3 protein-coding genes are annotated in these 2,309 nt (G+C 28.8%); all 3 read left to right on the forward strand.

The features are described 5' to 3' along the window. The first annotated feature begins 87 nt into the window (after nucleotides 1-87). On the forward strand, nucleotides 88-525 hold the full coding sequence (locus tag AABJ49_RS14240) for a hotdog fold thioesterase (RefSeq protein WP_140999460.1): 438 nt from the start codon (nucleotides 88-90) through the stop codon (nucleotides 523-525). Between the two features lie 206 nt (nucleotides 526-731). Beyond that, nucleotides 732-1,217 carry a hypothetical protein gene (locus AABJ49_RS14245; RefSeq protein ID WP_338378960.1) on the forward strand — a complete coding sequence of 162 codons (486 nt, stop codon included), beginning with the start codon at nucleotides 732-734 and terminating at the stop codon, nucleotides 1,215-1,217. Between the two features lie 210 nt (nucleotides 1,218-1,427). Next, nucleotides 1,428-2,063, forward strand: a complete 636-nt coding sequence (locus AABJ49_RS14250) for a hypothetical protein (protein WP_338378961.1) — start codon at nucleotides 1,428-1,430, stop codon at nucleotides 2,061-2,063. Nucleotides 2,064-2,309 lie beyond the last annotated feature (246 nt).

The following is a 2,309-nucleotide window of genomic DNA, read 5'->3' on the forward strand; positions in this document are numbered from 1 at the left end:
ATTTGTTATTGTAAGTGATAAAACTTGCAACTGCGAGAAGCGCGGTAACGTTACCTGCAAGCTAAAAAATAATAAAACTTAAAAAAAATGACAGAACAAAACATTGAATTATTTAAACAAGTAATTGAACAACACATTCCAATTCATAAATTTTTAGGACTAAAATTATTAGTTCTTGAAAAAGGATTTGTAAAGGTTAGTGTTCCATTCAGAGACGAAGTAGTCGGAGATTTTAGAAGAAATAGATGGCACGGAGGAATTATTGCAACAATAATGGATTCTGTTGGAGGAATTGCGGGCGGAACTCACTTTAAATCTTTTGAGGATAAGTTATCTACAATTGATATAAGAGTTGATTATTTGAAAGGAGCGGAAGCATCATCAATAATTGTAGAAGGCAAAATTGTTAGATTTGGAAATAGAATACTTGTAACGAAAATGAAAGCCTTCCAAAATGATGAACTAATTGCAGAAGGTAAAGGTGTTTATAATTTTTTTCCAAAAGATAATCCGACAGAAAAGTAAAAATGTTTTCTAAAATAAAAAAGGAAATATATACTGAAATAAAAATAGCCAGCAGGTAACAGCGTGTATAAGAAATAGCGGTTTTAGTGCTAAATCAAAGGTCAGCACATATAATAAAAGTCAGTACCAAACTGAAAGTGAAATGCTTTTTAATCCGCTACTTCTCATACACGCAAAACGTTAGTGGCGATTTTCACAAAAACGATATGAAGAACATATTTATTATATTACTTTTTCTCCAATACACAGGATATTCTCAAAATATCAGTTTGGATGAAATTCTCTTTATGAAAAGCGAAAACTTAGACAGCGTTAGGAATTTACTAACCCAAAAAGGTTGGTTTGTTTTTTCTGAATTACAGCCGACCAAAAATGAATCTGGAATATTTGTCTTCGCCGTAAAAAACGAATGGAAAGATAAAAATATGGATTTTTCCACAAATGAATCTTTTGTAGAATATCATTTTACTCTAAAATCACATGTAGATAAAATTAATTATAAAACTGGATCAAAAAAAAATTATAAAAATATTGTAAAAAGACTTAGAGAACTAAATTATAAACCAATTTTAAAAAAATCCTCTGAAACAATTTACAGTGATGGAAAAAATACAATCACAATTGAAGTTATTAATAATGCAAGAGTAAAAAATTTCTATGTTATAACTTTGATAAATAAATCGACTGTCTAAAACAAAACCGCCACTAACAGCAGTTACAAGAAATTGCTAGGCTTGGGATTTATCAGAATTGGAAATTGTTGAATCAAAGTTTTGTTTATATTTGTAATTGTCAGTGAACGAAGTACGCAACTTCTTGTAGCTGCGAAACGTTAGGCAACATTAAAAAAAACTAAATACAGAGAATATCACAATTTAAAATCAAAATAACAATCTAACATTATGAAAAATCTAATTGCTTTTTTAACCATTAATTTATTATGTATTAATTTTTGCTACTCACAATATAAATTTCCTTTGATTGAAGATGTCAAGATAGACTTGAAGGATTATGGTGTAAATCCAAACATTTTTGGAGGTGCAAAATTTGAGTGTTCAAAAAATGTTGATGACGCTGATGAAACAAGATTTTTAGTCTATTTTTCAGCAAAATTTAAAGATTTTTCATCAAAGAAAACTATAGATTTTAATAATATATCTTTAGTTGATGTAGACAATAAAATTCGTTACAGACCTGCTTATGTATCACTTAAACGTGTTTATTATGGTGATAAAGAATGGTATGCTGATTCTAAAGAACTTGTTGAAAATGAAGAAGACTCGTTTACTGAATATTCTCAAGATGGAATTGAAAATTATGACTTTTATAGTTATTTTAGAAACATAGTTGGAGGTAAAAAAGATAAAAAATTGAGATATAGACTCGTTCCAGAAAATTTTAAGAGTAAAGGTGGTTTAAATTTTACATTCCAGTTTCCAGTTTTTAAAGAGAGGAAAGAATCAGGGAATTTTAAAATATATTGGAAAGATAAAGAAATTGGGGAATTTAAAATAAAAGATGGTAAAGCAATTAAATAAAAAACAACAATTAACGTTGCCTAACAACTGTTTTGCACAATGGCTTTGGCTTGGTCAACTTTTGGAAAATCCTGTCGGATTTTCCAATTTTTGTTTTATATTTGTTGTGGTCAGTCTTGAATCACAAGCCACTGATGCAAAGCAGCCAAACGTTGTGCGTCAGTTTCGCGGAACGTAGAAAAAACGAAAGGAATATGAAGAAAATATGTTTAATTTTATTGTTGTTTACTTTAAAAATTTACTCAC

The organism is uncultured Flavobacterium sp., assembly GCF_963922255.1.
Classification (GTDB): domain Bacteria; phylum Bacteroidota; class Bacteroidia; order Flavobacteriales; family Flavobacteriaceae; genus Flavobacterium.